This window comes from Actinoplanes sp. NPDC051343 (genome assembly GCF_044455125.1).
Classification (GTDB): domain Bacteria; phylum Actinomycetota; class Actinomycetes; order Mycobacteriales; family Micromonosporaceae; genus Actinoplanes.
Genome location: NZ_JBITEL010000002.1, coordinates 167,213 through 190,815, shown reverse-complemented (window position 1 = coordinate 190,815; position 23,603 = coordinate 167,213). Strand labels below are relative to the sequence as shown.

General features: G+C 71.6%; 22 protein-coding genes. 9 read left to right on the top strand and 13 right to left on the bottom strand.

The genetic code is table 11. The features are described from left to right. Window positions 1-23 precede the first annotated feature (23 nt). Together ACIA5C_RS07635 and ACIA5C_RS07630 are read left to right on the top strand one after the other, a co-directional pair. The gene (locus ACIA5C_RS07635; RefSeq protein ID WP_396052350.1) at window positions 24-653 is read left to right on the top strand and encodes a hypothetical protein; all 630 of its coding nucleotides are present in this window, start codon (window positions 24-26) and stop codon (window positions 651-653) included. Window positions 654-715: 62 nt separating this feature from the next. Further along, window positions 716-1,912, top strand: coding sequence for an RNA polymerase sigma factor (locus ACIA5C_RS07630; protein WP_396052348.1), 1,197 nt, complete (start codon window positions 716-718; stop codon window positions 1,910-1,912). Here the strand turns inward: ACIA5C_RS07630 and ACIA5C_RS07625 are convergent. After that, window positions 1,899-2,249 (bottom strand): YciI family protein, encoded by a 351-nt coding sequence (locus ACIA5C_RS07625; RefSeq protein ID WP_396052347.1) that lies wholly within the window; start codon window positions 2,247-2,249, stop codon window positions 1,899-1,901. The two genes, ACIA5C_RS07630 and ACIA5C_RS07625, sit on opposite strands and share 14 nt — an antisense overlap. 359 nt (window positions 2,250-2,608) lie before the next feature. Here ACIA5C_RS07625 and ACIA5C_RS07620 point away from each other — a divergent pair, with 359 nt between their 5' ends. Beyond that, complete coding sequence (locus ACIA5C_RS07620) at window positions 2,609-3,100, top strand: hypothetical protein (RefSeq protein WP_396052345.1); 492 nt, start codon at window positions 2,609-2,611, stop codon at window positions 3,098-3,100. Window positions 3,101-3,152: 52 nt separating this feature from the next. Here the strand turns inward: ACIA5C_RS07620 and ACIA5C_RS07615 are convergent, their stop codons facing one another. Beyond that, the gene (locus ACIA5C_RS07615; RefSeq protein WP_396052343.1) at window positions 3,153-4,259 is read right to left on the bottom strand and encodes a hypothetical protein; all 1,107 of its coding nucleotides are present in this window, start codon (window positions 4,257-4,259) and stop codon (window positions 3,153-3,155) included. A gap of 114 nt (window positions 4,260-4,373) precedes the next feature. On the opposite strand from ACIA5C_RS07615, the gene ACIA5C_RS07610 reads away from it, so the two are divergent. Beyond that, complete coding sequence (locus ACIA5C_RS07610; RefSeq protein WP_396052341.1) at window positions 4,374-4,688, top strand: hypothetical protein; 315 nt, start codon at window positions 4,374-4,376, stop codon at window positions 4,686-4,688. Window positions 4,689-5,083: 395 nt separating this feature from the next. Continuing rightward, entirely contained in the window at window positions 5,084-5,911 is an 828-nt protein-coding gene (locus tag ACIA5C_RS07605; protein WP_396052340.1) for a hypothetical protein, read from the top strand. 1 nt (window position 5,912) lies between these two features. On the opposite strand, the gene ACIA5C_RS07600 is transcribed toward ACIA5C_RS07605, so the two are convergent. Next, a complete protein-coding gene (locus ACIA5C_RS07600; protein WP_396052338.1) occupies window positions 5,913-7,013 on the bottom strand; it encodes an FAD-dependent monooxygenase in 1,101 nt (366 codons plus the stop codon). A gap of 308 nt (window positions 7,014-7,321) precedes the next feature. Next, entirely contained in the window at window positions 7,322-7,978 is a 657-nt protein-coding gene (locus tag ACIA5C_RS07595; protein WP_396052336.1) for a hypothetical protein, read from the bottom strand. 572 nt (window positions 7,979-8,550) lie between these two features. Between ACIA5C_RS07595 and ACIA5C_RS07590 the strand changes: the two genes are divergently transcribed. After that, window positions 8,551-9,585, top strand: a complete 1,035-nt coding sequence (locus tag ACIA5C_RS07590) for a maleylacetate reductase (protein ID WP_396053089.1) — start codon at window positions 8,551-8,553, stop codon at window positions 9,583-9,585. Window positions 9,586-9,624: 39 nt separating this feature from the next. On the opposite strand, the gene ACIA5C_RS07585 is transcribed toward ACIA5C_RS07590, so the two are convergent. Beyond that, entirely contained in the window at window positions 9,625-10,212 is a 588-nt protein-coding gene (locus ACIA5C_RS07585; protein WP_396052334.1) for a TetR/AcrR family transcriptional regulator, read from the bottom strand. Between the two features lie 106 nt (window positions 10,213-10,318). Here ACIA5C_RS07585 and ACIA5C_RS07580 point away from each other — a divergent pair, with 106 nt between their 5' ends. Then, window positions 10,319-10,960, top strand: coding sequence for a hypothetical protein (locus tag ACIA5C_RS07580; protein WP_396052333.1), 642 nt, complete (start codon window positions 10,319-10,321; stop codon window positions 10,958-10,960). 45 nt (window positions 10,961-11,005) lie between these two features. Here the strand turns inward: ACIA5C_RS07580 and ACIA5C_RS07575 are convergent, their stop codons facing one another. The 6 genes from ACIA5C_RS07575 to ACIA5C_RS07550 are packed head-to-tail and all read right to left on the bottom strand — an operon-like array spanning window position 11,006 to window position 17,590. Next, window positions 11,006-12,007, bottom strand: a complete 1,002-nt coding sequence (locus ACIA5C_RS07575) for an oligopeptide/dipeptide ABC transporter ATP-binding protein (RefSeq protein WP_396052331.1) — start codon at window positions 12,005-12,007, stop codon at window positions 11,006-11,008. Continuing rightward, on the bottom strand, window positions 12,004-12,978 hold the full coding sequence (locus ACIA5C_RS07570) for an ABC transporter ATP-binding protein (RefSeq protein ID WP_396052330.1): 975 nt from the start codon (window positions 12,976-12,978) through the stop codon (window positions 12,004-12,006). Before ACIA5C_RS07570 ends, ACIA5C_RS07575 begins: the two co-directional genes overlap by 4 nt. Further along, a complete protein-coding gene (locus ACIA5C_RS07565; protein WP_396052328.1) occupies window positions 12,959-13,891 on the bottom strand; it encodes an ABC transporter permease in 933 nt (310 codons plus the stop codon). Before ACIA5C_RS07565 ends, ACIA5C_RS07570 begins: the two co-directional genes overlap by 20 nt. Before the next feature lie 7 nt (window positions 13,892-13,898). Then, window positions 13,899-14,888, bottom strand: coding sequence for an ABC transporter permease (locus tag ACIA5C_RS07560; RefSeq protein WP_396052327.1), 990 nt, complete (start codon window positions 14,886-14,888; stop codon window positions 13,899-13,901). Window positions 14,889-14,901: 13 nt separating this feature from the next. Beyond that, window positions 14,902-16,608, bottom strand: coding sequence for an ABC transporter substrate-binding protein (locus ACIA5C_RS07555; protein WP_396052325.1), 1,707 nt, complete (start codon window positions 16,606-16,608; stop codon window positions 14,902-14,904). Between the two features lie 22 nt (window positions 16,609-16,630). Further along, the gene (locus ACIA5C_RS07550) at window positions 16,631-17,590 is read right to left on the bottom strand and encodes an ROK family protein (protein ID WP_396052323.1); all 960 of its coding nucleotides are present in this window, start codon (window positions 17,588-17,590) and stop codon (window positions 16,631-16,633) included. 200 nt (window positions 17,591-17,790) lie between these two features. Between ACIA5C_RS07550 and ACIA5C_RS07545 the strand changes: the two genes are divergently transcribed. Further along, on the top strand, window positions 17,791-19,053 hold the full coding sequence (locus tag ACIA5C_RS07545; protein WP_396052321.1) for an ROK family protein: 1,263 nt from the start codon (window positions 17,791-17,793) through the stop codon (window positions 19,051-19,053). Window positions 19,054-19,056: 3 nt separating this feature from the next. On the opposite strand, the gene ACIA5C_RS07540 is transcribed toward ACIA5C_RS07545, so the two are convergent. Beyond that, the gene (locus tag ACIA5C_RS07540) at window positions 19,057-19,521 is read right to left on the bottom strand and encodes an Lrp/AsnC family transcriptional regulator (protein WP_396052320.1); all 465 of its coding nucleotides are present in this window, start codon (window positions 19,519-19,521) and stop codon (window positions 19,057-19,059) included. A 111-nt stretch (window positions 19,522-19,632) separates the two neighbouring features. Between ACIA5C_RS07540 and ACIA5C_RS07535 the strand changes: the two genes are divergently transcribed. Further along, window positions 19,633-20,931 carry an APC family permease gene (locus ACIA5C_RS07535; protein ID WP_396052318.1) on the top strand — a complete coding sequence of 433 codons (1,299 nt, stop codon included), beginning with the start codon at window positions 19,633-19,635 and terminating at the stop codon, window positions 20,929-20,931. Here the strand turns inward: ACIA5C_RS07535 and ACIA5C_RS07530 are convergent. Continuing rightward, entirely contained in the window at window positions 20,928-23,564 is a 2,637-nt protein-coding gene (locus ACIA5C_RS07530; RefSeq protein WP_396052316.1) for a glycosyl hydrolase 2 galactose-binding domain-containing protein, read from the bottom strand. The genes ACIA5C_RS07535 and ACIA5C_RS07530 overlap by 4 nt on opposite strands. Window positions 23,565-23,603: the final 39 nt, after the last annotated feature.

The following is a 23,603-nucleotide window of genomic DNA, read 5'->3' as shown; positions in this document are numbered from 1 at the left end:
TGAGCCTTCAATACGATGCGCGGATGAATCTGCTCCGGGCCCTCTTCGCCGACGTGGGCAGCCGCCTGGCCGACCTGGGCGTGCGGCGTCAGCCGGGCCGGAGCCGCACCCTCACCGTCCCGGGCGACCGGGGCGACGCCATCCTGCTCAGCCCTCAGACCGTGCCGAGCGGCTTCCCGGACCGCGCCGAGTTCATGCTGAACATCTCGAACCACCTGCTGCCGTGGACGGCGTACCTCGCCGACGTGTCCCTGGAGGAGGCCCGGGCCGAGCCACCGCAGTACGCCCGGGGCGTCTACCACTCCCGGCTGACGTGGTCGTCGGGCAACCCGGCCGAACTCTGGGCGGTAACGCCGGCCACCCTGGACGCCGTCACCGAGCAGCTGACCGCCGGCCTGCGCCGCGCGCTGACGACGACCTGGCTGCCGATCCTGCCCCGGCCGGACCTGCGCGCCCTGATCCGCGGCGACCGGCCCGGCCCCGGTCATCTGCGCGGCCGCCCGGCCATCGTCGACCTGATGTGCCACATCGAGGACCGGACCAGCGACGAGCTGCACGAGTACGCCCGGTTCTTCCGCTCCCGAGCCGACACCGACCCTGACCTGGAACGCCTGGCCAACTGGATCGGGAGCACCTTCGGCTCCGGTCTCTGACGGCCGCCCGGGTCAGCGATCCCGTCCGGCGCGGCTCCGGGCGGCGGGGCAGGATGGACGGGATGAGCGACGCGCGGCAGGCACTCGATCAGGTCTGGCGGGCCGACGCCGGCAGTGTGCTCGGCGTGCTGGCGCGGCGGCTCGGCGACCTCGACCGGGCCGAGGAGGCCCTGCAGGACGCGGCGGCCGAGGCGCTGCGGCGCTGGCCGGCCGAAGGGGTGCCCGGCAACCCGGCCGGCTGGCTCGTCACCACCGCCTGGCACCGGGCCGTCAACCGGCTGCGGCGGGAGGCGAACGGCCGGGACAAGCTCGCCGCCCTCGCCTCCGAGCCGCCTGGGCAACCGACCGGCGACGACCGCCTCGCGCTGCTGTTCGCCTGCTGCCATCCGGCGCTGCCCGGGCCGTCGCGGGTCGCGCTGACCCTGCACGCCGTCGCCGGGCTGCCCGCCGAGACGATCGCGGCCGCCTACCTGGTGCCCACCAGCACCATGGCGCAACGCCTGGTGCGGGCGAAACGGCAGCTGCGGGACGGCGGCGTGCGCTTCGAGGCACCGGCTCCCGAGGCGTACGCCGAGCGCCTCCCGGCCGTCCTGGCGATCATCTACCTGATCTACAACGAGGGTTACCTCGCCTCCTCGCCTGACGTACCCCAGCGCCGCGAACTGGCCCGCGAGGCCCTCGAGCTGGCCCGGCAACTCGCGATCCTGATGCCGGCCGAGCCGGAAGCGGACGGGCTCGCCGCCCTCCTCGAACTGCACGAGTCACGCGCCGGCACACGGTTCGACGACGGGGACCTGGTCCTCCTGGCCGAGCAGGACCGTACGGAATGGGACCGGGACCTGATCCGCTCGGCTCTCGCCCGTCTGGCCCGGGCGGCCCGCAGGGACCGCCCGGGTGTCTATCAGCTCGAGGCCGCCATCGCGGCCAAGCACGCGCTGGCGCCCAGCTACGAAAGCACCGACTGGCCGGCCGTGCGCACGCTCTACGACCACCTCGTGGTGCTGCGCCCGTCGCCGGTGGTGCGGCTGAGCCGGGCCGTGGCGACCGCGGTCGTCGACGGGCCGGCGGTGGCGCTGGCCGAGGTGGACGCGCTGGCCGGCCGGCTCGGCGACTATCGGCTCTGGCACGCGGCGCGGGCCGGTCTGCTGCGCGACCTCGGGCGCATCGACGAGGCGGACGCCGCCAACGAGGCCGCGCTGGCCTGCGCGACCAACCCGGCCGAGCGGGCCCTGCTCACGCAGCGGCTCACTCGCGGGTGATGACCGGGCGGACCTCGATGCGGTCGCCGTGCGCGATGCCCGGCCAGCCCGCGGCGACCTCGACCGCGGCGTCCATGTCGTCGGCCTCGAGCAGGACGAAGCCGCCGACGACCTCCTTGAGCTCCAGGAACGGCCCGTCGGTGACGACCGGGCCGTCCGGGCCCGGGCCGACGGTCCTGGCCTTGGTCGACCGGTCGAGCTCGGCACCACCCCGGACGATCTTCCCGGCCTGGTGCCACTTCTCCCACCACGCGTCGACCTGGTCCATCAGGCCGGACTCCACGGCCGGGCCGAACCAGTGCGACTCGTCCCCGGTAATGATCATGGCGTAGCGCATCAGGATGCTCCTCTCGATCGGATCTTCTCCGAGGTGACGATCGGCGGCACCGGCGAATCGACATCGGCGGCCGGCTTTCCGCGACCGATGGTCAGCCCGCCGGGCGCCGCCCGGGCAGCGCACCGGCCGGCCGGCCCCGGCCGATGCGGTCCAGGGCCGCCGGCAACTCTACGAGCCGGGATCGGTTGTCATCACCGGAATCTTTCCGCGCGCTACGGAATCGAGCCTCACGAACGCGGCCGGGGCCGCGTCGAGGCCGGCGGGGGCTACCCAGACCGTACTTTGTCGACGGACGACGGCGATGTGGTGCCACCTCGGCCCGCCGCCGGCCGTCGTGGTACGCGTGGGTCCTCGTCGCCGTGCTGGCCGTGGGGGTGGCCGCGGTTGTCGTCACGCCATGGCCGCGACCTCCGAGCACGGCGCTGGAGCCCGCCTTCAAGAAGCTGCGGCTGCTGCCACCACCGGTGGACCGGCACTGGGGCGCTCCGTGCGCCGCTGCCGAGGACATTCCGTTCACGTTCCCGGGTGGCTATCGCGGCGAGGTGTACGTACAGATCACCTCCGCCGATCCGGTCCGCCGTCAGCGGGAGCAGGTCCGTCTGTCCTGGGGCGGAGGGCACTGGGACCACCAGGGACGGCCGATCGAGCTGTCGCCGGGCGACGTCAATCGACGCCAGGGCGGCACCCTGCTGATCTTCGACAAGTCGACCACGGACCCGGACCCGGTGTCGGCCAAGGGGTTCCTTCGCTCGGACGATCCCGTCTGCGCGGTCTTCGGCACCGCGGCCGACCCCGTCGCGCCCGCGCCCACCCAGTCCTTCCAGACCCCGAGCTGGATCCCGGGCGACTGACGTCCGCCGGGTCCGGCCCCGCGTCGCCGATCTGCGCGCCTTCTGCCGGCCCCTACGCCCCGACCACCGTCAGTGACCCGAACCCGGCCGAGGCGTTCACGTCGATCCCGTCGCGGCCGTCGGCGCTGACCCGATCGCCCCGGTCCATCCCGCCCCGATCCCGTCCGTAGAGCTCGACGTCGCCCGCACCGCGACGGGCCACCAGCTGCACCCCGACCCGCCCGTCGGTCACGATCCGCCACCGGTTGACGCCGCCGTTCATGGCGATCGGCAGCGTCCCGCCGAGCGCCGGCAGCCGCAGGTCGATCCGCGCCGCTCCCCCGTCGAAGGTCACGCTCCGCACATTGGTCCCGCTGAGGTCGACACTCATCCGCCGAGCCCCACCACCGAACCGGATCGTCCACGACACCCGGCTGTCCAGCTGCACGTCGAGGTCGGTGTTGCGGCCGCCGTCGCGCACGCCGAGCTGGACCGCGCCCCCGTCCACCGTGGTCCGCGGCCGCGCGTCACTGCCGTCCGGCACACTCACCTTGACGATCCCGTTGCCGAGCTCCGCCGTCCGGACCGTAATGTCGGACACGTCGTCGACAAGCACGAACGTGCCCTTCGCCGGCCGGCCGGGCGTGGTTCGCGCGCTGTGCTGCGCCGCCGGCCGGCCGCTCGTCGCGGACGGGCTCGGCGACGGCAGGACAACCGCGGGTCCCATCTTCCCGGACGGCCCCGGCGAGACCACGACCACCGGCGGTGGTCCGGCCAGGCGCGTCTCCCGCGCCATTTTCTTGTACGCGACGACCCCGCCCCCCAACAGCAACAGCACCGCCACGCCGCCCCCGGCCAGCACCCGCCCCCACCGCCGGGGCGCCAAGGTCGCAACCGCCCGCCCGAGCACAGCCGCCCGCACGGCCGGCGCCTGCCCCGCCGCGCCACCGCCGCCCAGGCCCGGCTCCGCAGCGAATTCACCCCCGGCCACCGCCGTCCGCCACGCAGCACCGGCACCGGACGAGCCCACCTCCGACCCGGCCCCGACCGACCGCGGAGCCCCGTCCCGGCCCGGCCACACCCCCATGCCGTCGCCGACCGCCGCCCCCGCCTGCCAAGAGGCACCGATGCGGGTAGGGGCCGCCCCAGGCTCCTCGTGCAGGTCAGCCGGCGGCCCCATCCGCTGCGGAGCATCCGGCCAGTAGTCGGCAATGTTCGGCCACCCCGGCAACCCCTCAGCCGCCCCGGCCAACCCCGCGAGCCCGACCCCCGCAGCGCCCCGCGCCCCCTCGACGTGCCCAGCACTTCCCGCCCGCTCGGCGCTCCCCACCCGCTCGACGTGCCCGGCACGGTCAGCCGGCCCGGCGCTCTCGGTCCGGCCGGCGCGCCCCGCACGGTCAGCGCTCGCCGCCCACTCGGCGCGCCCCGCACGGTCAGCACTCGCCGCCCGCTCGACGCGCCCCGCACGGTCAGCGCTCGCCGCCCGCTCGACGCGCCCCGCACGGTCAGCGCTCGCCGCCCGCTCGACGCGCCCCGCACGGTCAGCGCTCGCCGCCCGCTCGACGTGCCCGGCCCGCTCAGCCCGCTCAGCCCGCTCGGCGGGCCGTAAGGCCGGCTGGAAACGCGACTGGGGAGCGAGCTCCAGCGTGGCTCGGCTGTCGCCGGGCGTCCTGGCCGGACCGCCGCCGCCGGCCGCCTCCGCAGACTCATCCGGGCCGCCACGGGACCCGGACGCCGTACCGTCGCCGCCTGCGGCCCTCGGGGCCGGGCCGGACCGCCCGGCTGGTGAATCGGTGGTTTTTGCCTGGTCGTCGGGGTCCACGGGGCGCCCCCTCGGGTCTGTGGTCGTCGACGTGGAGTACGGGGCGCGGGCCCGGCCGGTTCGACGATCGGAAGGTTCGCTGATTCCGCGTGATCAACCCCTTGCGAATAGTGGCCATTACTACCAACATGGCTTATCGCAAGTTTTAAGTAGGCCTTTAGCCCGAGCCGGAAGACGGTCAAATGCCCAATGAGGACCCGCTACGCGACGGCTCGAAGCGTGACGGGCTGCGCATCGGCGGCTGGCTCGGAGCGTTCCCGGCCCGGCGGGCACTGCCGGGCCGTCCGCCGCTGGTGACGCCTCCGCCGCCGCGCGTGCCGGTCTTCCGCCCGGTCCGGCCCCGCGAAGCCGGTCGGCGGCCGATGGCGCTGCCCGCTTTCGTCCCGGTCGACGACCCGCGTCAGGTCCGGTTGCGGGTCGCCGTGACGTGCCTGGTCGCGCTGGCCGTCGGGGGCACGGCGTTCATCGTGCTGGCCGATCGGGCCGGCTCCGCGCCGGCCGTCGCCCAGGTGACCGTCGCCGATCCGGTCCGGCTGGGTCCGATGCCGGTGCCGTCGCCCTCGCCGTCGTCCTCCTCGCCATCGCCATCGCCATCGCACTCGGCGTCGCCGTCGCCCTCGCGCACCGTGTCGTCGTCGCCCGCTGCTCGCCGGAAGGCGCCGGCGCCCGTTCATCACAGCTCCTCGGCGCCGCCCCGGCAGTCTTCTCTGGTCGGTCGCACCCTTTCGCTGGTTTCGTGGGGCCGGTCCCGCTCGGTTTTCGTCGCGCACGCGGCCCCGGGCGGGTGCGTGGCGCTGGAGTCGGCGCGGTTCCCCGGGTTCTACCTGCGGGCCGGGGACTCCTCGCTCCGCTTCGAGCGGTCCGCCACCGGCTCGGCGCTCTGCCCGGTGCCGGTCGGCAACGGCATGGTCGGGCTGCGTTCGGGCGACCGTTACGTGGTCGCCTTCCGGACCCGGCTCTACCTGGCTCCGGTCCCTTCATCACGGGCGGCCCGGTTCGCCCCTTCCTGAGTTACCGGCCGGCCGGGAGCAACCTGGCCGCCGCGTTACGGGCGACGATGCCCGCCCGGCTCTTCGGGACCAGCATCGCCGCCGCGAGCCCGGCGCCGCGCCTTCGGGGATCGGTGCGGCGCCGGTGCTCGGCTTCGTAGTTCCGGTACGCGACGGTGAAGTCGGCCTGCCGCAGCTGGTTCGCCAGGGTGTGCGCGCCCGCGATCGCCATGCTCGAGCCGTCGCCGAGCAACGACACCGAGGCCGCGGCGTCACCGAGCAGCACGATCCGCCGGTCGGACCAGGACGGCAGCACCACCTTGCTGACCGCGTCGAAGTAGAGGTCGTCGGCCTTCCGGGCGGTGTCCACGAGTTCGGGAACCCGCCAGCCGTCGTCGTTCCGGTAGGCATCGGCGAGAATCCGCCGGTGCTGACCGCCGTCGCGGTAGTCGAAGTTCTCCACCGCCCGGTGGCGGAAGATGAACGCGACCAGGGCCGCGCCGCGGGCGGGGTGGATCGACACCAGGCGGCCCGGGCTGTTGTGGAGCAGGACGTCGTGCGGTTGTCCGGCCGGTTCGCCGAGGGCCGTGGTCGCCACGTAGACGCCGAGGTGGCGCACGAAGTCCGTCTCCGGCCCGAACGCCAGCCGGCGCACGTTGGAGTGCAGGCCGTCCGCGCCGACGACCAGGTCGAAACGCCGTTCCGTGCCGCTCTCGAAGGTGACGTCGACGCCGCCCGCGTCCTGCGTCATCGCGGCGATCGAGTCGTCGTAGCGGAACTCGCCGTCGTTGCGGGCCGCCTCGAACAGGACGCGGGCCAGGTCGGCCCGCGGTATCTCGACCTCGTTCCTCCGGTCCGACCCCATGGTCATGCGACGGCCCAGGCGGCCGTTCCGGTCGACGAACCGCAGTGCGGTCGCCTGGGTGGCGTTGGCCTTGAGGCCGTCGGCGATGCCCATCTGCTCGACGACCGGCAGGGCCGGGCCACGCACGTCGACCGGGTTGCCGCTGGAGCGTTGGCCGGCGGACCGCTCGACGACCGTCGGTTGGAAGCCTGCGCGCGCCAGCCAGTAGGCCAGCGTGGGGCCGGCAACGCCGGCCCCGGAGATCAGTATCGTTCGCATGGCCCGACGTTAGCCGCACTCGGTGCGGCTTGGCACTTACTATCTTTCCGCACTCAGTGCAGTCTCAGTTTCGGGTTGAGCCAGTCGCGGTCGAGAACGATTCCCAGAGGTGAGCCCGAGGGCAACCGGGGCGGCGACCAGGTCGATCACCAAGCCGCCGGTCGTGAGGTGCCGCCGCGGCGCGGTGAACGAGTCGACCGTCCGCGCGGCGAACTCGGGGAGGAACGAAACGGCCGATCGAACGGCGGTCACGTCTCAGACGTGACCGCGACGATCACCGCCGCACTTCCGGCGGCGCCCGCCGAGGCTCAGGCGCCGGCGCCCAGGCAGGGCAGACTCAGGCGCGCGGCGGCCACCGGTCCGGACGACTCCAGCCAGCGGGTGGCCGAGCGCGGCAGCTTGTGGCCCAGGTCGGCCAGCGACGGGTAGAGGTCGAGCACCTCGGCGTCGCTCAGCGCCGACACCGCGGCCGCGACCGCCACGACCACCTGGGGATTGGCCGCCGCCCCGCGGGCGATGCGTTCGCGCCAGGCCGGGTCGTCGATGCGGGCCCGCAGCTCGTCGGCGACGATCGCGGCCTCGAGGTCGTCCAGCACGGTCAGGGTGTGGCGTTCCTGGCGGCCGGGGTCGACGTCGCCCAACCGCACGGGGACGCCCAGTTCGGCGGAGACCGCGGTCAGGGGGATCCAGCGGAGCATCTCGGCGGGGTGCACGGCCAGCGCGCAACCGTCGCACAGGCGCAGGGCCGCCAGGTCTTCGTCGAAGCCGGTGCCGATGAGGAAGCCGTTGGTGGCGCCCGCGCAGCGGGAGCAGAACGGCTCGACGATCATCTCGGCGACCTCGTCGCCGTCCCAGCGGAGGACGGCACCGTCGGTGGCGGGTGCACGCCACACCTGCTCGGCCGAATCGAACCGTGCGCAACCCAGCACGACCCAGTCGAGACTCCCATTACGATCAGTGATCACTGCTGCACTAAACATGGGCGATCCTCTGGTAGCTGCGTGTCGGCAGCGTATAACAGGGGCGCAACCAAGTCGACTGATTCACCCTGGTCAGGGCGGATCGGGTCGGTACCCCGCGGCACGGTCAGAATCACAGCGTGCTATCAGTGCACAATCACTCAGCGCGAGGTCGCGGCTTGATCCGACGGCGTACATTCCCGGCCGGGCGGCGGGCCGGATCCGTCGCATGCAGGGTGGTTCGGGGCGGCCGGCTCGGCAAACGGGGACGTCACCCCATAGGTGTGCGGCGGGCGGCACTCCGCACGCCCCGCGCCCGCAGCGCTCGAATCCTGGGCAATGGCCGCCAGGAGAGCGCCATCAATGAGTAACGAGGCAAACACAAGGAGTACTAGCCTCCGTTGCTTCGGCGCGGGCATGCCGAGTGACCAGGCAGAAGTGAAATTTCTGGCGTCGACACCTCGGAGAGCCGTCCGAAATCCGACAATGGAGTCGGGCTTTCCGGATTTACGCCGAAGAATCCGAAAGCGAGCCGGACTGTGATCACGGCAGGGACAGCGGCTTAAATGGTCGGCGTGATGTTCGAGCATCAGAGTTACACCCAGCGGGTCGTCTTCGGCGCGGACGCCGGCCGCACGCTGCTGGCCGCCGAGGTCGACCGTCTGGGTGCTCAGCGCGTACTCCTGGTGGCCGCGCCATCGGCGCGGGCGCAGGCCGCGGCGCTGACCGCAAGCCTCCCGATGGCCGGCGCGGTCGACGAGGTTCGCATGCACGTGCCGGTCGAGGTCGCCGCCGCGGCACGGCGGCGGGCCGGGGAGACCGGCGCGGACCTCCTGCTGGCGGTCGGCGGCGGCTCCGCCACCGGCACCGCCAAGGCGGTGGCCATGACCAGCGGACTGCCGATTCTTGCGGTTCCGACGACGTACGCCGGGAGCGAGGTCACCCCGGTCTGGGGTCTGACCGAGGGCGGCCGCAAGACGACAGGCGTGGACGTACGTGTCCTCCCCCGGACCGTCGTCTACGACCCGTCGCTGACCCTGACGCTGCCGGTCGGCATGTCGATCGCCAGCGGCCTCAACGCCCTGGCCCACTGCGTCGACTCGCTGTGGGCGCCGCGGGTCAACCCGGTCGACACCGCCCTGGCCCTGGAGGCGGCCCACGCGCTGGCCGAGGGTCTCCCCCGGGTGTACGCCGACCCCACCGGCCCGGACGGCCGGTCGTCGACTCTGTACGGCGCCTACCTGGGTGCGCTGGCCTTCGCCGGCGCCGGCTCGGGCCTGCACCACAAGATCTGCCACGTGCTGGGCGGCGCCTACGACCTGCCGCACGCCCGGACCCACGCCGTGGTCCTGCCGCACGTGCTGGCGTTCAACGCCCCGGCGGCCCCGGAGCCGGTGGCCCGCCTGGCCCGGGCCCTCGACGCGTCGGACGCCTCGGCCGCGCTCGACAAGCTCTACGACGCGGTCGGCGCGCCGCGCTCGCTGCGGGCCCTGGGCATGCCCGAGGACCGCCTCCCCGAGGCGGCGGCGCTGATCGCCGAGGCCGCCCCGCCGAGCAACCCCCGCCCGGTCAGCGAGGCCGACGCCCTGGCCATCCTGCGGGCGGCCTTCTGACCCGCGTTCAGGGCCTGGTGCAGCGGCCGACGACGTCGTTCACCGGTCGGCCCACGGGCGGAGGGCCAGATCGGTCGCGCGCCGCACCGCCGCCGGGTCGGCTCGGCGGGACGGGTCCTGCAGCACCGTCATCAGCGCGCCGGTGATCGCCCCGACGAAGGCGCCGACCAGGGCGGCCGCGCTCACCTCGTCGAGCTCGGACGGGTAGGCCGCGGCGAGCGCGCCGGCGATCTCCCGCTGAGCCTCCCACTGCATCCGCAACGCCCGGCCGCGCACCGACGCGACCGAGAAGGTCAGCTCGATCCGCATCGCCGCCAGCGGCCCGGTCATGTCGTCATTGGCATCACCGGCCTCGCGCAGCGCCCTCAGCAACACCGCCGCCGGCCCCTCGGACGGTCCCCGGCCGGCGATCGCCGCGAGAGCGATCTTCACCCGGGCGTCGCTGGACGGGAACAGCACATCTTCCTTGGTCGGGAAGTAGCTGAAGAACGTGCGCGTGCCCACCTCGGCCCGGGCCGCGATCTCCGCGATCGTCGTCGCCTCGAAGCCCTTGTCGGAGAACAGTTCGTAGGCCGCGTCGACCAGCGCCTGGCGGGTCCGCGACCGCTTCATCTCCCGGAGGCTCACCGCAAGCACGGTACTCAACCCGGGGCGGATTTCCTTCAACCGGGGCGGCCCGGCAACCGATACCGCTGGTTGAACACCCCCGCAGGCCCGTGAGGAAAGGATGCCGATGGGCCACTCGAAACGAACGCTGCCGGTCCGTGAAGACCTCTGGCAGCCCCGCGACCAGATTCTCGACACGATCATCCGACGCTGCCTGGACGAGGCCGAATCCGAGGAGGGCAGTGAGGGCGGCAGCACGATCATGGGCGGCGCGGTCATGCTCGCGGTGCTCGGCGTCGTGATCCTTGCGATGTCCGGCAACGCCCAGGCGGCCATCGGGATCCCACTGGTGCTGGGCGCCGGCATGATCGGCTACATGATCCTGAAGGCGTCGGCGGACGACGGGCCACGGCACGCCACCCTCGCGGTGGTCGGCGGTCCGGGCCGGCTGCCCGCCGGGTACCTGGTGCACGCCGACGCGTGGGCGGCCGGGATGGCCGAGCACGTCGCGTACCTGCCGGAGTCGCAGCTCAAGGCCTCGGTGCAGATGTGCCGCGACTTCCCGGGCACCGTCGACGACCTGATCCTGTTCACCGGGTCGATCGCCATTCACGTCCCGGCGATGCAGCACGCGACGCCGGCTGACGTCGATCGGCGCGCCCGGGACCTGGTGAAGGTCGGCACGCCGATCCTGAAGGACTACCTCGCCGCCCACCCGCCGCAGGCGCTGCCGTCGGCGGAGAGCCAGAAGGGCAAGAAGAAGAAGTGAGGCTTGCCGCCGGCTTCCCGGCGGCAAGCTTTTTTCGTACGTACGTCAGGTGCCCGTGCCCACCGCGGTGTCGGTGTCCGCCACGGCCACGTGACAGGCGGCCTGGTGGTCGACGCCGAGTTCGCGCAGCCGGGGCGTCTCGACCGAGCAGCGTTCGATGGCGAACGGGCAGCGCGCCCGGAACCGGCACCCCGGCGCCGGGTCCACGACCCGGGGCGGCTCACCGCGGTCCTTGACCGCGTCCGGGTCGAGCGGCGCGCGCGGATCGGGCACGGCCGAGAGCAGCAGCTGGGTGTACGGATGCTTGGGGCGGCTCAGCACCGCCTCGGTCGGGCCGTGCTCGACCAGGTGGCCGCCGTACATGACCGCGACCCGGTCGGAGACGTAGCGCGCACTGGCGATGTCGTGCGTGATGTAGAGGATCGACACGCCCTCGTTCTCGCGCAGACCGGCCATCACGTTGAGCAGGCCGATGCGGATCGAGACGTCGAGCATGGACACCGGCTCGTCGGCCAGGATCAGCTTGGGCCGGTAGGCCAGCGCCTGCGCGAACCCGATCCGCTGCCGTTGTCCACCACTCAGCTCGTACGGGAAACGCTCGAGGATCTCGGCCGCCGGATGGAGGCCGACGGCCTCGACCACCCGCCGGGCCTCCGCCTCCCGTTGGTCGCCGTTGAGGTCGGGCCGGTGCAGCACGAGCCCGCGGAGGATGCCGTGCTTGACCCGGTAGGCCGGGTTGAGCGAGCTGAACGGGTCCTGGAAGACCATCGGCACGTCGCTGCGGTAGGCCAGCTCGTCCTTGCGGCCGCGGATCTGGCTCAGCGGTCTGCCCTGGTAGAGGATTTCGCCACCGGTCGGCTCGTGGACCCGGGCGAGCAGGCGGGCGATTGTCGACTTGCCGCTGCCGCTCTCCCCCACCAGCGCGACGATCTCGCGCTCGCCGATGGTCAGGTCGACCTCGTCGACCGCGTGCAGCCGCTTGCGCGAGAACGTGCCGCCGACCCGGAAGTGCCGGGTCAGCCCACGGGTCTCCAACAGTGGCGTCATCGGGCGGCCTCCTTTCGCTCAGGGGCGTCGAGCAGGCACCTGCTCCGGGCCGGGCCTACCTGGTAGAGATCGGGCAGCACGGTGGCGCATTCGTCGAAGCGGACCGGGCAGCGCGGCTGGAACCGGCAGCCGGCCGGGAGCCGGGCCAGGTCGGGCGGACTGCCCGGGATGCCGGTGAGCTCAACCCGTGGCCCGCGGATGGACGGGAACGCGTCGAGCAGGCCCTGGCTGTACGGGTGGGCGGGCGAGTCGAAGACCGCGCGGGTCGGGCCGGTCTCGATGACCTGACCGGCGTACATCACCAGGAGCTGGTCGGAGAAGTGGCTGACCAGCGACATGTCGTGGGTCACGAAGATGACCGCGAAGCCGAGCCGCTGCTGGAGCTCCTTGATCTGCACCATCAGCGAGCGCTGCGCGACCACGTCGAGGGCCGAGGTCGGCTCGTCCATGATGACCAGGTCGGGGGTGAACAGCAGCGCCATCGCGATCATCGCGCGCTGGCGCATGCCGCCGCTGAGCTGGTGCGGATAGCTCTTCAGGTGGATGTCGTCGATGCCGACCAGCTTGAGCACCTCGACCGAGCGGTCCCGGATCTCCTGGCGGCTGTACCGGCCGTGCGCCTTCATGGTGTCGGCGAACTGGGCGCCGATCGAGGCGACCGGGTTGAGCGCGTTCATCGCGCTCTGCATGACGACCGAGTAGTCCCGCCAGCGCAGGACGTTGAGCTCCTTCTCGGTCATCGTGACCAGGTTCTTGCCGGCGAACCGGACGGAGCCGCCGGCGATCTCGGCCGGTGGGCTGAGCAGCCGGGCGATCGCGAACAGCATCGTCGACTTGCCGCAGCCGGACTCGCCGACGACGCCGACGAACTCGCCCTCGTTGAGTTCGAAGCTGACGCCGTCGACCGCCTTGACCGGCTGATCGCCGGTGGCGTACTCGACCCGCAGATCATCAACGCTGAGCAGGGGCACGGCGCCTCCTCTTGACGGGCCGGAGAGCGGGGTTGCTGATCTCGTCGAACGCGTAGTTGAGCAGCGCGAACGAGACACCGAGAAGGGCGACGCAAAGACCGGGCGCGATCGACCAGAGCGGCATGCCGCTCTGCAGCGCCTGCTGGTTCTGCGACCAGTAGAGCATCGTGCCCCAGCTGATCGAGTTGGGATCACCGAGGCCGAGGAACTGCAGGCCGGCCGCGGTGAGTACGGAGTAGAGCGCCGCGCCGAGGAAGTTGGCCACGATGAGCGAGGTCATCGTCGGCAGCACCTCGAAGACGATGATGTAGGACCGGCGTTCGCCGCGGACCCGGGCCGACTCGAGGAAGTCGCGGTTGCGCAGCGACAGCGCCTGGGCCCGCAACTGGTTGGCCCCGTAGGACCAACCGGTCAGCACGAGCACCACCAGGATGACGGTCAGCGTTCCCTTCCCGGCGTAGGTGGCCAGGATGATGATCAGCGGGAACGTCGGCAGGATCAGGAAGATGTTGGTGAGCATCGACAGGATCTCGTCGGCCACCCCGCCCAGATAGGCGGCGGAGACCCCGACCAGCACCGACAGGACGGTCGCGCACAGGCCGGCCACGACCGCGATCACCAGCGACTGCCGGGTGCCGTAGACGAGCTGGGCCCAGATGTCCTGTCCGAGCGCGGTGGTGCCGAGCAGGTGACCGTCCTGGCCGGGCGGGATCGACGGCGCGAAGGCCAGCCGGTTGGGGTCGCGCACCGAGGTGAACAGCTGCGGCACGATCGCGAGGACCAGAAAGATCACGAAGATGATCAGCCCGGTCAGCGCCTTGGGGTTGCGCCGGAGGTTACGCAGCGCGCCGCCCTTTTTCCGCCGGGTCGGTGCCGGCTCGGCGGTCGCCGCCGTGGTCAGCAATGCGGTCATCGGTTGATCACCCCTTGGCCCGGGCGCGCGGGTCCAGCCAGGCCGTCGCCAGGTCGCAGATCAGCACCGAGACCAGTACGGCGACCGTGAACAGCATGAACAGCACCTGCATGAGCGGGTAGTCGGTGTTGGAGACGGCGTTGTAGAGCAGGTAGCCCAGGCCCGGATAGTTGAAGACGTATTCGACCAGGATCGCGCCGGAGATGACGAAGCCGAGCGACATGGCGAAGCCGGACAGGTTGGGCAGGAACGCGTTGCGGGCCGCGTACTGGTACATGATCTTCCGGTTCGGCAGGCCCTTGGCCCGGCCCATCCGGACGTAGTCCTCGGCCAGCGTGGTGATCATGTTGTTCCGCATGGTCAGCACCCAGCCGCCGACCGCCGTGACCACGATCGTCACACCCGGCAGGATCGCGTGCTGGAGCACGTTGAGGATGAACGTGCCGTTGAGGCCCGGCGTCAGGTCGCTGTCGTAGTTGAAGTCGGCCGGCAGGAACCCGTTGGTCCACACCGAGAAGACCAGGATCAGCAGCAGGCCGACCCAGAAGTACGGCAGGGCCGAGGTCACCACGAACACCGACGGCAGGATCGAGTCGATCGCACCGCCGCGCCGCCAGCCGGCCACGATCCCGACCAGGGAGCCGATGATGAAGGCGAGGATCGTCGCGACGCCGACCAGGCCGAGCGTCCACGGCAGAGCCTGGGTGACGATCTTGCCGACCGGCTCACCGAGGTTGGAGCCGATCGAGACGCCCCACTTGCCGGTGAACATGTGGCCCAGATAGACGAAGTACTGCTTGAAGATGTTCTCGTGCGGCTTGTAGCCGAACGCGGTGAGCATCGACTGCAGGGCGGCCGGCGACAGCCGGGTGCGGCTGCGCGCCTGCAGCGCCTGGATGGGGTCCCCCGGCATGAGCCGGGGGATGAAGAAGTTCACGGTGAGGGCCGCCCACAAGGTGAGCACGAAGAAGCCCAGGCGTCTGAGTACGAACCTCATGGGCGGATCCCCACTACTTCTGTGCCGCTTGCGAATACAGGTGGAGGATCACCTGTTCGGCGTCGATGGAGCGGTAGGCCGAGGGCTCCGCGTACGGGTTGCTCGGGGTGGGCCAGCCGAGGATGTCGGCGGTGTTGTACTGGAACCAGTCGACCGACTCGGTCGTCGGGATCATCGGGACGTCCTTGATCCAGTAGGCCGCGATCTGCTTGATGATCGAGGTCTGGGTCGCGTCGTCGGCCGTCGCGTACTGGTCGAGCAGCTTGTCGACGTCCGGGTTGTTGTAGCGCTCGTAGTTCGACGAGGCCTGCTTGCCCAGCGGCGCCGAGTTCTTCGAGTACATCAGCTGGCGCATCTCGTAGTACGGCGTCGGGCCGCTGTTCGGCTCGGCGTAGTACGCGAGGTCGTAGTTGCCGGTGAAGAGCCGGTTGTCGAACGTCTGCTGGGCCAGGTCGTCCACCGTCAGCTCGATGCCGATCGGGGCCAGCTGCTGCTTGATGACCGCGAGCGAGGCGTCCCAGTCGGTGTAGCCGGTGATCGAGATGACGCTCAGCTTGAGCGGGTTGCTGGTCGAGTAACCCGCGCCCTGCAGCAGCTGCTTCGCCTTGTCGGCGTTCGGCTTGTCGTAACCCGCCGCGGCGAGACCGGCCTGATCGAAGTACTTCTCGAAGGTCGGCGTCACGATGCCGCTCTGGTTGGCGGCCGGCTGCTGGCCGCCCTCACCGATCAGCGCGATCTGGTTGCGGTCGAGCGCGGCCGCGATCGCCTGCCGTACGGCCAGGTTGCTGGTCGCCTTGTGCGACGGGTCGAGGTTGGGGAACAGGCCGACGTTGAGCAGCGGCGGCGACCAGGTGTGGTTGTTCTTCGACTTGTTGAGGTAGAAGGTCTTGATGTTGGGGATGAACTGACTTCCCCACTGCGCCTTGCCCGAGGCCAGGTCGTTGTTGGCCGGGCCGTTGTCGAGGTAGGCCGGGTACTCCAGCTTCTGGATGCTCGGCTTGCCGGGCTGCCAGAAGGCCGGGTTGGCGGTGTACTCGATGTTGTTCGGGCCGCAGGTGCCCATCAGCATCGGACCGCTGCCGATCGGCTTGGCGTCGGCCCACGTGTCGGGGTGGGCGGCCGGGGCACCGGTCGACCAGATGTGCTTCGGCACGATGCCGATCTCGCCGGCCAGCGGGTAGAAGTAGGTCTTGGCGGCCCCGTTGAAGACGAAGGCCACCTTGTTGCCGGTCGCGGTGACGCTGGTCAGCCCGGCGCCGGTCCACAGCGAGTACAGGTCGGTGGCCGGCGTCTTCTTCATGATTTCGAACGTGTACGCGACGTCGTCGGCGGTCAGCGCCTGTCCGTCGCTCCACTTCACGCCGTCCCGGATGGTGAAGGTGACCGTCTTCTGGTCGGCACTCCACTCGTAGGAGCTCGCCAGCATCGGCGTCTCCTTGGCGTTGCCGACCACGTCGACGTGCACCAGCGGCTCGTAGATGAAGCCGAGGGACTGCAGGTTGTTGCTCGGGTTGAACGGGTTGAACTGGCACGGCCAGGTCTGGCCCTGCTCGTTGGAGATGGTGACCGTGCCACCCGGCTTGTGCGGGCCGTCGGTTCCGGCGGCCTTCGCGTCGTCGGCCGGGTTGGACGCGGCCGTGCTCGGCTTGGATCCGCTGCTGCACGCGGTGAGGACCGTGCTCAGCGCGATCAGGGCGATCAGGGCCTTGCTGCGCCTCATGCTCGCCGTCCCTTCTTCATCGCTATCGGGGGCTCGGGACTTCTTCGGAGGGTGAAGCGGCCGGGGTGCCGAAGAGCCGCTCGTGGCCGGCCTCGACACCCAGTGCCAGAGCGCCGATCAGCGGCGCCTCGTAGGGGAACGCGGCGGGGACGAGCTCCGGAGGGAACGGGACGGCCGCGTCGAGCGCCGCCCGCAGCCGGGGACCGATCACGTCCCAGGAGCGCACCATTCCACCGCCCACGGCGATCCGCTGGGGATCGACCGCGTTCGTGAGGTTGATCAGATGAAACGCCAGCTCGGCGAGGAACTCGTCGAGCAGCCTCCCGAGCGCGGGACGCTCGGTCGTCGAGGTGAAGACGGCGCGTACGCCGTCGAGCCCGGGCACGGCGGCCCGGGCGGCGGCGACCAGTGCGCCGCCGCTGACCACGTCCTCCAACATGACCCGGTCGCCCAGCGAGCGGCCGACGTCGGAGAGGTGGCGCAGGTTGTAGCCGATCTCGCCCGAGGCGCCGTTGCGGCCGGCCACCACGCGGCCGCCGACCACCAGGGCGACGGCGAGGCCGGTGCCGAGGTTGAGATAGATGGCGGGGTCGCACCCGGCGAGCGCTCCGCGCCCGGCCTCCACCTGGGCGGCGGCTTTGACGTCGGTCGCGGCCTTGACGGGTACGCCGTCGAAGGCCGCCCCGATCTCGCGCGCCAGTGCGAGGCCGGCCCACCCGGGGATGGCCGGGGCGAGCGCGACGCCGTGCGGACCGGGAATGCCGAAGGTGGACACTCCGATCGAGGCCAGCGGGCGCCCGGGGGCGATCCGCCGGAGCAGGACGCGGCCGGCCTCGACGGCGCCGGCCACGTTGGTGTGCGCGTCGCGCTCGGAGCCGACCGGGACGGACGCGGAGCCGAGCATCGCGCCGTCCGCCTCGCACACGGCCACGGCGGTCTTCGTGCCGCCGAAGTCGATGCCGAGAACGACCGGAGAACTCAACCCGTACTCCCTCTACCTCCGAACACCCTAGCCGTGGTTAGGATTGTTCAGAACCTAGACAATCTCGTGATTGATAGGAAGCTAGACTATCGATCTCGGCCGAGCAAGACTTCAGCTCGTCGAATCGCGTTAAAGATCGGTAACGGAGGAAATGGATGTTGCCAGGCGGCTCGGCGGCACGGCCGCAGCTCATCCGGGTAATGAACGAACAGCTGGTCCTGGCCCACATCCGCGCCGCCGGTGAGCTCTCCCGCGCCGACCTGGCCCGCGTCTCCGGCCTCGCGAAGAACACCGTGTCCCAGGCGCTGACCAACCTCGAGCGGGCCCGGCTGGTGCGCACCTCGGGCGTACGCAAAGGGGTGCCCGGACCGCAAGCGGTCCTCTACGAGGTCAACCCCGAAGCCGGTTTCGTCCTCGGCCTCGACGTGGGCAGCCACTTCCTCCGCGGCGCGCTCGCCGACCTGACCGGCACCGTGCGCGCCCGCACCACGCTGCAGGCGAAGGACCTCGACGGCTCGGCGACCGTGGCCCAGCTGGCCGACCTGGCCGGCATGCTGTGCGCCGAGGCCGGGGTCAAGCTGTCCGAGGTGGGCCAGACCGTGCTCGGCAGCCCCGGCATCTACGACCCCGATCGCGACGCGCTCAAGCTGACCGGCGGGCGCCCCGGCTGGGACGAGCCGACCGTGCTGCGCGAGCTGCGGGCCACGTTCGGCGACACGCTGGTGCTGGAGAACGACATCGACGCCGCCGCGCTGGCCGAGCAGGCCCACGGCCACGGCCGCGAGGTCGAAAGTTTCGCCTTCGTCTCGGTCGGCACCGGCATCGGCATGGGCCTGGTCATCGGCGGCCGCCTCCACCGCGGCGCCCACGGCGCGGCCGGCGAGATCGGCTTCCTCCCGGCTCCGGCCGCCTCCCGCCCTGCCTCCGCCTCCGTCTCCGCCGCCGTAACCGCCTTCCCCGCCGCCTTCCCCGCCGCCTTCCCCGCCGCCACCTCCCCCGCCGGCGCTGACGCCGAAGCGGGCGCTGACGCCGGTGCCGACGCGGAAGCTGAGGACGCCCGCCGCCGCGGGCGCCTCGAAGTGGCAGCGGCCGCGCCGGGCGTGGTCGAGGCGGCTCGCCGGGCCGGCCTCACCGACGCGGTCTCGGCCCGCACGGTCTTCGCCGCGGCGGCCGCGGGCGATCCGCTGGCCGCCGCCGTGGTCTCGGCCGAGGCGGTGCTGGTCGCCGACGCCATCTGCGCGATCGTCGCGGTGGCCGACCCCGACCTGGTCGTGCTGGGCGGCGGCATCGGGCAGGCCGCCGGGTTCCTCGACCGGGTGTCCGACCACGTCCGGGCGCACGCGCCGGTCCTGCCCACGCTGCGGGTGAGCGCCCTCGGCGACGACGCCGTGGTCGACGGCTGCCTGGCCGCCGCGGGCGAGCGGCTCTGGCAGCGCCTCACCGACGAGATGGCCCCCGCCTGACGGCTACGGAAGGGGCAGCGGGCCGCGGCTCTTGACGGTGCGGATCGCGAAGGTGCTCCGGGCGTCGACGACGTGCGGGATGGCGAGCAGCTGGTCGAGCAGGATGCGCTCGTACGCCGCCAGGCTCGGTGCGGCGATCTCGACCAGGAAGTCGGCCTCGCCGGAGATCAGGTAGCACGCCACGACCGCCGGAATGGCGGTCAGCATCTGCTCCATCCGGTCCTTGGTCTCGCTGGCGTGCCGGTTGACCCGCAACTGCACGAAGATCGTGAGCTGCAACCCGAGCTTCTCCCGGTCGAGCTCGGCCCGGTAGCCGGCGATCACGCCGTCCTGCTCCAGCGCCCGCAGCCGCCGCAGGCAGGCCGACGGGGACAGGTTCACCGCGTCCGCCAGGTCGATGTTCGGGATGCGGCCGTCGGTCTGCAGCCGGGTCAGGATCGCCCGGTCGGTGGGGTCGAAGGAGGGCATCGCAACATTATGCGGCCCGGAATCCAGGTCGCCGCACGACGTTGCATGGCCGGCTTTCATACCGGCAATCTTTGCCATCGCATGGCACGTCCGTTTGGCAATCATTGCGTCATGACCACCACCCGCGGCATCGCGCTCTACATCGGCGCACTCCTCGGCCCCGGCCTGCTCGTGCTTCCCGGCCTGGCCGCCGCGAAGGCCGGGCCGGCCTCGGTCCTGGCCTGGGCCGGCCTGCTGCTGCTCTCCGGACTGGTCGCCGTGGTGTTCGCGCGGTTCGGCACGTCGCTGCGCTCGGCCGGCGGCGTCGCCGAATACGTGGCGGCCGGCCTCGGCGAACGCGCCGGCCGGGCCGCCGGCTGGTGCTTCCTGGCCGGCATCATCGCCGGGGCGCCGATCGTCTGCACGATGGGCGCCGGCTACCTGACGACCAGCCACCCCCGGCAGGCCCTCGCCGGCGGCGCCATGCTCGCCCTGCTCATCACTCTCAGCCGGCGCGGGCTGCGCACCTCGACCGGCGTCCAGCTCGCCCTGGTCGCGGTCCTCCTGCTCGTGCTCGTGCCGGCGGTCGGCGGCGCACTGCCCAGCTCCCACGCGGCCAACTTCCGGCCGTTCGCACCGCACGGCTGGTCGTCGATCGGCAGCGCCGCGGTCGTGCTCATGCTGTCCTTCTTCGGCTGGGAAGCGGTGGCCCCACTGACCAGCCAGTTCGCCGACCCGCGCCGGCAACTGCCGCGGGTGATCGGCGCCGCGTTCGCCGTCACCACGGTGATCTACCTGGCGCTGGCCACGGTCACGGTCGCCGCGCTGGGCCCGGCCGCCGGCACCCAGGTGCCGATGACCGCGCTGCTCGCCCTCTCGATCGGCCCGGCCGGCCAGGTCGTCGCGGCGGTCGCGGCGGTGCTGCTCACGCTGGGCACGGTCAACGCCTACCTCACCGGCGGCGCGGCCCTCGCGCGTACGGTCAGCGGCCCGTCACCGGCGACGCCCCGCTGGTTCCCGATCAGCCTGATCGTCTCCGGCGTCGTGATCCTCGGCCTGATCGGCGTCGGCGTCGTGCCGGTCGCCACCGCGGTGACCATCCCGACGTCGTTCATCCTGGTGGTCTACGTCGGCTGCATGCTGTCGGCGGCCCGGACGATGCCGGGCCGCCTGCGGCTCGCAGCGGTGGTCGCGGCCGTCGCCAACCTGCTGCTTCTGGCGTACGCCGGGCGGACCGCTCTCCCCGCGATCCTGGTCGCCGCCTTCGCCGCCGTGATGCCCCGGGCGCGGACTCCGCGGGTCGACGCCCCTCCGGCGGGCGTACTCCCTTCGCGCGACGCGGCTCCCCGGGCCGGCCTTCCGGAGCACGCCGGCCGGCCGGGGACCGTGTGCCCGGGGACCGTGTGTCCGGGGACAGTGCGTCCGGGCTAGTGGCCGCCCGGCGGCGGGACGGTGCTGCCCGCCCCGACCGTGGTGGTGCCGATGTTCCAGCCCGACACCCGCACCGACGGGGCCGAGCCGTGGAGGTCGGCGGTGCGGTAGGTCGCGGTGAGCGTCACCGACTCGCCGGGCCACAGCGTCACCTCGTTGTCGCTCCAGCGGACCGGGAGCACCGGCGTGCCGTTCACGTCCACGATGTGCGCGTCGGTGAACAGGGCCGGTGCGGTGCCGCTGCCGATGTTGCGCAGGACGACGGTGGTCACCGTGTTCGCGCCCTGCTGCACCGAGTACGGCAGCGTCTGGACGGCGCTCGACGACATCGACTGCAGGCCGGTCAGGTCGGCGTAGGAGGTCGTCGGCACGTAGTACCAGTCGTTGTTCGACCAGTCCATGACGTCGGACCTGGTGGACAACCAGTAGACGTTCCGGTCGATCTCGTGGCCGGCGGCGTCGGTCAGGATCAGCCTCGCGAGATAGGTCGAGGGCAGACCGCGTACGGCCGGAAGCGTGAGCGGTGTCGCGTGCGCGCCGTCGCCGCCGACCGTGACCCCCGACTTGCTCGCGCTGTATTTCGGGACGCCTTCGACGTCGAAGAGGTCGACCTTCACGCCGAGGCCGGAAACCGGGTCGTGGTTGCGGTTGACGACCGAGATCTGCTTGTTGTCATAGGAGTACTGGACGTGCAGCGCCTTGTTGGCCTCGTGCGCGCCGAAATAGGAGCCGCCCTGGTCGAGGTAGCGGTCGAACAGCTGCCAGTGCAGCGAGGTCCACGGGCTGTTGTACATCCAGTAGATGACGCCGGTCGCGGACGGGAAGTTGCGGCCGTACGCCTCGTACTGGGCGCGGATGTTCTCGTACTGCGCGAGCTGCGCCTTCTTGTCGAAGTCGGTGAGCGAGGTCGCTTTGCCGTAGCGCGCGGTCAATGCGTCGCCGTACAGCTTCAGATTGCCGAAGGTGTCGGAGTTGGACCGGTGGTATTCGGCGGCCGACGGGTTCGTCCAGAGCGTGTTCAGCTCCGACGGCGTCATCATGCGGTTGAGCGTGTCGAGGGTGGGGATGTCCGGGCCGGCGCTGGTCTCCGAGTTGAAACCCCAGGCGCCGCCGCTGTCGCCGTGCGCGGTGTCGTACCAGTAAGCCGGCGGCACCCAGTCGTAGGGGCCGGTCATCTTCATCCCCGACCTGCCGAGCTGCGGCGAGGACGTGTCGGCGGCCGAGGTGACGATCGGGTCTGGCCAGTCGACCGAGTGCAGGGCTTCGAGATAGTTGGTCTCGGCCTTCGCGGTCGGCGACTCGTCACTGCCGATCAGGAACGAGATGACGCTCGGGTGGTTGCGGAGCCGGGCGCCCTCGGAGACCGCCGACGCCTTGGCGACCGCGTAGTCGGCGTCGGTCCACTTGCTGATGCTCTGCCACTTGTCGCAGCACTCCCAGCCCGGCAGGGTCAGGACGCCCATCTGGTCGGCGAGGTCGAAGAACTCGTTCGGCTCGATGTGGCCCTCGAGGCGGATCGTGTTGAGGCCGAGGTCGAGGGCGTACTGCAGGCGGTCGGCGGCGTACTGGGTATCCCAGCGCAGGAAGAGGTCGGGAGCCCAGCCACCGCCCTTGATGAGCAGTGGCCGCCCGTTGATCGTGTAGGTGCGGGCGCCGGCCGCGTTCAGGGCCGAGGCGACCGAGCGGATACCGAACCGCTCGTGTGCGGTGTCCGAGACCGCCTGATTGACGGTGGCGCTCAGGTCGAGATCGTTCAGGGTCGGCGCGCCCATGCCGGCCGGCCACCACAGCGCCGGGTGGTCGAGGCCGATCGCCGGGAAGGTGACAGTCCTGGTCTGGTTGGCGCCCAGCGTGACCGACGTGCTGATCGCCTTGCCGGCCGCGGTACCGCTGACCGTCGTCGTCACCGCGGCGCCGGTCGTGTTGCGGGCGTCGGCCTTGACGACCACGTCGGCGTGGCTGCGGTCGCTGTTCAGCGTGGTGACGACGTGCGCGTTGCTCAGCGCGACGCTGCCGGTGCGGTGGACCACGACGTCGCGGACGATGCCCATGTTCTGGTCCGGTGGCGTCTCGGCCCAGTCGATCCAGCCCATGGTCAGGTTCTTGTCCGGGTCGTTCGGCTGCACCTTGAAGGCGATGCTGTTGGTGCCCGGCTTGACCAGCGAGGTGACGTCGACGTTCTGCTCGGGATAGACGCCGGCGGTGGTGGCGACCTTGGTGCCGTTCACCCACACGTCGGAGGCCGAGAGGATGCCGCTGAAGTCGAGGCTCGTGTGGTTCCGATCGGCCGGGACCTGGATGTCGGCCCGGTACCACCACGGCACCTTGAACTGGGCTGCCGGCACCGACGCCATGTTCGTGGAATAGAACGGGTCGGCGTAGCGGCCGTTCGCGAGCAGGCCGGCGTACACGGTCGAGCGCGCCTTGACCGGCAGCCAGCCCGCGGTGTCGAAGCCCGGCTGGGAGACGGCCGCGTCGCTGCCGACCTGCGCCGACGTCTGCATCATCCAGCCGGGGATCGCGGTCGTCGCCACGGCGGCGGGTGGGATCTTCGGATGTTCGGGCCCGCCGGGTGCCGGGGCGCCCGCGATGAGTACGGAGGCGAGCCCCGCGAGGCCGATGAGTAGGCGCACTGTCCGCTCCCCAGGATCTGGCAGACTAATTAACAGTTG

Bases quoted from the DNA above. Each gene is read 5' to 3' on its own strand.
- ACIA5C_RS07635 (WP_396052350.1), top strand. From the start codon at position 24: ATGAATCTGCTCCGGGCCCTCTTCGCCGACGTGGGCAGCCGCCTGGCC.
- ACIA5C_RS07630 (WP_396052348.1), top strand. From the start codon at position 716: ATGAGCGACGCGCGGCAGGCACTCGATCAGGTCTGGCGGGCCGACGCC.
- ACIA5C_RS07625 (WP_396052347.1), bottom strand. From the start codon at position 2,249: ATGCGCTACGCCATGATCATTACCGGGGACGAGTCGCACTGGTTCGGC.
- ACIA5C_RS07615 (WP_396052343.1), bottom strand. From the start codon at position 4,259: ATGGGGCCGCCGGCTGACCTGCACGAGGAGCCTGGGGCGGCCCCTACC.
- ACIA5C_RS07605 (WP_396052340.1), top strand. From the start codon at position 5,084: ATGCCCAATGAGGACCCGCTACGCGACGGCTCGAAGCGTGACGGGCTG.
- ACIA5C_RS07600 (WP_396052338.1), bottom strand. From the start codon at position 7,013: ATGCGAACGATACTGATCTCCGGGGCCGGCGTTGCCGGCCCCACGCTG.
- ACIA5C_RS07590 (WP_396053089.1), top strand. From the start codon at position 8,551: ATGTTCGAGCATCAGAGTTACACCCAGCGGGTCGTCTTCGGCGCGGAC.
- ACIA5C_RS07580 (WP_396052333.1), top strand. From the start codon at position 10,319: ATGGGCCACTCGAAACGAACGCTGCCGGTCCGTGAAGACCTCTGGCAG.
- ACIA5C_RS07575 (WP_396052331.1), bottom strand. From the start codon at position 12,007: ATGACGCCACTGTTGGAGACCCGTGGGCTGACCCGGCACTTCCGGGTC.
- ACIA5C_RS07565 (WP_396052328.1), bottom strand. From the start codon at position 13,891: ATGACCGCATTGCTGACCACGGCGGCGACCGCCGAGCCGGCACCGACC.
- ACIA5C_RS07560 (WP_396052327.1), bottom strand. From the start codon at position 14,888: ATGAGGTTCGTACTCAGACGCCTGGGCTTCTTCGTGCTCACCTTGTGG.
- ACIA5C_RS07555 (WP_396052325.1), bottom strand. From the start codon at position 16,608: ATGAGGCGCAGCAAGGCCCTGATCGCCCTGATCGCGCTGAGCACGGTC.
- ACIA5C_RS07545 (WP_396052321.1), top strand. From the start codon at position 17,791: ATGAACGAACAGCTGGTCCTGGCCCACATCCGCGCCGCCGGTGAGCTC.
- ACIA5C_RS07540 (WP_396052320.1), bottom strand. From the start codon at position 19,521: ATGCCCTCCTTCGACCCCACCGACCGGGCGATCCTGACCCGGCTGCAG.
- ACIA5C_RS07535 (WP_396052318.1), top strand. From the start codon at position 19,633: ATGACCACCACCCGCGGCATCGCGCTCTACATCGGCGCACTCCTCGGC.